Source organism: Methanobrevibacter sp. (assembly GCF_045541095.1).
GTDB lineage: Archaea > Methanobacteriota > Methanobacteria > Methanobacteriales > Methanobacteriaceae > Methanocatella.
Genome location: NZ_JAZQIJ010000144.1, coordinates 1 through 4,043, shown reverse-complemented (window position 1 = coordinate 4,043; position 4,043 = coordinate 1). Strand labels below are relative to the sequence as shown.

Here is a 4,043-nt window from a genome sequence, read left to right as displayed (position 1 = left end):
TGTACAAATCGGAAAATGGTTGCCACCATAAAAATTCCGAGGGTAAAAAAACATGAATGTTTAAAAAATCCGGCAGGACACCATCCAAATTTAAAACAAAAGCAAAAATATCACTTAATAATTAAACAAAATTATATACATTTTCAAAAAGCATATAACTTTATATGCAATAATTAATAAAGTAACTTATATCGTATAGTGAATTTTAAAAATCAGTATACAAAATAATAAAATGTGATATTATGAACTCTGATAAACTGACCAAAACCCAATACATGAAGCTGAAAAACAGCTACCTAAGCAAAAACAGGACAATGTATTCGCTATATATGGAACTGAATGAAGAAGTTAAAATCACAAAACACCTGTTTTTCGAACTTATCAATCAGATAAGACATGAAGAGGGATTGGGTGCATACTATAAATAATCGCCATTAAAAAAAGAGAAATTTGGAAAAATGATTCCAAATCAGTATTCAACATGATAACGGAGTATTGCTGCAATTCCACCGAAAGCTCTGAAAAGCTGCATGCCCTCATCGGTTTCGGTAGAGATGAACTCCACATCAGTACTCATTTCTTCAGCCTTTTCAACAAAGTAATCTGCCAGGTCTGCAGAATCGCTTTCCTTTAAAAGCTCATTGCAGTTGGAGCATCTTTCCTGAATCTTGTCGGCTTCGGCCTGTGTCTTGACTGTGAATTCCTTGACTGTTCCGCAGGTCGGACAGGTAAATGTCTTGCGCATTGAAGTCAAATCTTCAGACAAAAGCAAGGTATCTACAGCACCGATTGTCAGATTGTTTCTTACCTCATCCTCACCATATGAAGACAAACCCTTGTCGTTGGTCAATTCCTTGAGGAACTTTTGAACTATTTCCTTTTCATGGATAACGTCCAGATCGCTTAAAACACCTGCAGACTTTTCAATCACTTCACGGATTCCGAAATCCCCAGTATATGAGGTATCCTCAAGGGAAATGATTTTTTGCTTGAGTTCGTAGTTGAGGTAATCCCCTTCTGCAAAGTCGTTTTTTGTAAAACCAGGTCCGCCGATGATAATTCCTTTAAGGTCATCTTTCAAAGGCAGAAAGTCATCGTTCATGTGATCTCCGATACGTTTTAAAAACTCGTGTGCTGCCTGTTCGATTACACGGTCAAACCTTCTCTGGGATTGTCCCCCTGCCTTGTGCTTTCCAGGCACACCACTTGTAATGTGAGTCAGGATATTGATTTTTTTACCTTTCATGGATGCAATTGTGGCTTCCCTTCTGTCGATTACAGCCACACCGTAGGTATCCCTTTCCTCAATCATGTATTCGAGAGGTTCGAGGAAGAATTCGTTGTTACACTTGTACCAGTAGGTAGGTACAGGTTCAGGAGGTTCCAAAACGTAGGTTTCCATCTTTTCGGTTCCAGGACCGCCTTTCGGAATCATTCCCACAAACATGACAAGACCGTTTTCAGGAGGTTGTTTGTATAAGCGTATACGTTGAAGGATTACTTCAATGGCAGACTGTACGTTTTTCCTTGTCTGTTTACTCTTGATGTTTGCACTCTGACCCAATTCGTCTCTCATGTGTTTTCCAACATCACTCAATTGTTTGTCAGGTGGAATGTAAACGGAAACAAGCTCTGTACCTCTGCCTTTTTTACCAGCCAATTCTTTTAATGCTTTTTTAAATTCATATAATTCTTTTGATGATACTTCAGCCATGTTATCCCTATAAAAATTAAATTAATATAATAGTAATAATTTTATTTCTTTAAATATAAATAATTAATGAAAAAACAGTTATTTTGAAAGAATTTCACTTCCAAATTTTTCAAATAAATTTAAATCATCACCTGAAATCGTTGCAATCTCAAGCAAATCCATGCCTGTAATATTGATTACCTCCCGGCCAAGATGGACATAGGTGTCGGGATAGTCGTTGTATCCGAAGATATGCCAGATGACGTCGCCTTCAAATACCATCTCCAGATACCAGTCATATCCTTCAAGGTCATCTGGGTCACGGACATCCGATTTTTTATGATAGGCATCGAAAATCCACATGTAGACATGGTAACGGCCAAGCAAATCCAGAAGAAGCTCCTCATCAAGTTCGCAGTCAAGATATCCCCTCACCGTGCAGTCTTTGAAATTCACCATGAGACGTGGCTTTGGAACGTCATAGGGATATGCGCGGTAGTGGCCAAATTCAAGAGCTTTCAGGGCAAGTTTTTCCCCATCGAAATAGACTCCATCGGTTTCAATATCAAAATAAAGCGGCGTTGCAAGCTGGCTTTGGTAGTTCAAATGCAGGACGTCAAAGCCGAAAAAATCGTGAAGAATTTCACCGAAACGGATCCAGTTTTTCGGGAAGTTGTTCTTGAAGCTGTACTCGGCATATCCGTCAGTCGAATAGATTATGACAATGCAGGAGTAGACCAGTTCAATCTTTTCGAAGTATCTGAAATCCTCCCCTTCAAAATCCCCAAACAAATCAAGAGCGTGAAATTCATCAAGAAAAGTCAATGCTTCCTCAGAACTGAAACGATGAATCTCGCTTGTCATCCTGCGGCGCAAATCAGATAAAATATCACACCATGACCCGTCGCAGAGCTCACTTTCAGTTAAAAACTTGTCTCCGCTACCCCTTTCGGAAATTTTATAGTAGGCGGAATTGTTTGAAAAATCAATCGTGAAACACTCGTAATGGCGGTTGAGACGCTTGAAATTGAATCTCTGGGTAATCTCTATTTTTTCAATCATAAATATTAATAATATCTTAACCGAACTACATAAAATTATCTGAGATTTTTAACAAAACAAAAAATTTTAATAATACAATATAATAATTAATTAAATAAGTGATTAATATGGTTATGAGAAGATGCCCACAATGCGGTTCAACAACAGATGACATTTACGGATTTTGTATCAAGTGCGGTCATGAGTTTCCAAAAATTGAAATTTCCAAACACACCTGTCCGTTATGTGGATTTCAGAATCCAGATGAAGCTGATTTTTGTGTCAAATGTGGAACACCACTCGTCTTTAAAAACCCGCAAAACCAAGCGCCGCAAAGTAATGAAACCGTTATAGGTCCTATCGTTATAGAGAGAGTAAACCAGCCGGCAGAGCCTCACACAAGCAGGCTCCTGATATTATTAGGTTATCTCTTTTCAATTCTCGGAGGCATATTGGGCCTTATAATTGCAATATATCTTTCAACCAGAAAGGATCCCGTTGCAAGAAAGCACGGTCACATCCAGCTTGCCATATTCGTATTCTATATTGTGCTGATTGCAGTTCTGTATGCTACAGGAAACATTCCTCCTGAAGTGTTTACAAACTACAGACAGATGATTTTAGGCAATTTTTCTACCATCAAGCCTTAGGTAGAGTAAAACCGCATCCTCACCCGTTTCATAATATCCTGGCACTATCCTGTCCTGTTTGAAATTGAACTGTTTGTAAAATTCAAGAGCTTCGGTATTTGACTTTCTAACCTCAAGATATACGACATCCAGTTTTAAAAGCGATAAAATAGCGATGGCCTTTACCAGAAGTTTGGTACCTGCTCCCAAACGGCGATAGTTTCTGTCGACGGCGATTGATATTATGTGGCCCTGATTTTCATACTTTATCCAAAATATTACGTATCCTATTACATATCCATCCAGTTCGGCCACCAGAAAACCTACTCCCATTTCATAAAGACCCTGAAATACGTCAATGCCGTAGGACTGGTCGAATGACATGCTTTCTATTTCATGAACCCTTTTTAAATCATCGGGAGTGAACTTTCGAATAATCATACAAAGATAAATTATAAAACACAAAATATTTAATGCTTTTGAAAATTTTTCCCACACTAATAATTGCCAATGAAATGACATCAAATCGATTGACTCGGCTTGAACTACCTCAACTTATTGAAGTTGAGGATTCCTAGGTTTTTTATTATATATCGTTGGTTATTTGATATTATCCTAGGCTATCTCCCTCGTCCCATGGGTTCAGACAAAAATGTTAATGTTTTGCTTTTTTAAACTTG

5 protein-coding genes are annotated in these 4,043 nt (G+C 38.1%); 2 read left to right on the top strand and 3 right to left on the bottom strand.

All coding sequences use genetic code 11. The features are described 5' to 3' along the window. Positions 1-242: 242 nt before the first annotated feature. Positions 243-428 (top strand): hypothetical protein, encoded by a 186-nt coding sequence (locus ACKI2P_RS06180; RefSeq protein WP_407375997.1) that lies wholly within the window; start codon positions 243-245, stop codon positions 426-428. A 41-nt stretch (positions 429-469) separates the two neighbouring features. On the opposite strand, the gene prf1 is transcribed toward ACKI2P_RS06180, so the two are convergent. Together prf1 and ACKI2P_RS06170 are read right to left on the bottom strand one after the other, a co-directional pair. Beyond that, complete coding sequence (gene prf1, locus ACKI2P_RS06175) at positions 470-1,714, bottom strand: peptide chain release factor aRF-1 (protein WP_407375995.1); 1,245 nt, start codon at positions 1,712-1,714, stop codon at positions 470-472. A 78-nt stretch (positions 1,715-1,792) separates the two neighbouring features. Beyond that, positions 1,793-2,755, bottom strand: coding sequence for a hypothetical protein (locus tag ACKI2P_RS06170; RefSeq protein WP_407375993.1), 963 nt, complete (start codon positions 2,753-2,755; stop codon positions 1,793-1,795). Positions 2,756-2,862: 107 nt separating this feature from the next. On the opposite strand from ACKI2P_RS06170, the gene ACKI2P_RS06165 reads away from it, so the two are divergent. Then, on the top strand, positions 2,863-3,384 hold the full coding sequence (locus ACKI2P_RS06165; protein ID WP_407375991.1) for a double zinc ribbon domain-containing protein: 522 nt from the start codon (positions 2,863-2,865) through the stop codon (positions 3,382-3,384). Here ACKI2P_RS06165 and rimI read toward each other — a convergent pair. Then, entirely contained in the window at positions 3,355-3,804 is a 450-nt protein-coding gene (gene rimI, locus ACKI2P_RS06160; RefSeq protein ID WP_407375989.1) for a ribosomal protein S18-alanine N-acetyltransferase, read from the bottom strand. The two genes, ACKI2P_RS06165 and rimI, sit on opposite strands and share 30 nt — an antisense overlap. Positions 3,805-4,043: the final 239 nt, after the last annotated feature.

Coding starts and splice junctions, on each gene's coding strand:
- ACKI2P_RS06180 (WP_407375997.1), top strand. CDS start 243: ATGAACTCTGATAAACTGACCAAAACCCAATACATGAAGCTGAAAAAC.
- prf1 (WP_407375995.1), bottom strand. CDS start 1,714: ATGGCTGAAGTATCATCAAAAGAATTATATGAATTTAAAAAAGCATTA.
- ACKI2P_RS06170 (WP_407375993.1), bottom strand. CDS start 2,755: ATGATTGAAAAAATAGAGATTACCCAGAGATTCAATTTCAAGCGTCTC.
- ACKI2P_RS06165 (WP_407375991.1), top strand. CDS start 2,863: ATGGTTATGAGAAGATGCCCACAATGCGGTTCAACAACAGATGACATT.
- rimI (WP_407375989.1), bottom strand. CDS start 3,804: ATGATTATTCGAAAGTTCACTCCCGATGATTTAAAAAGGGTTCATGAA.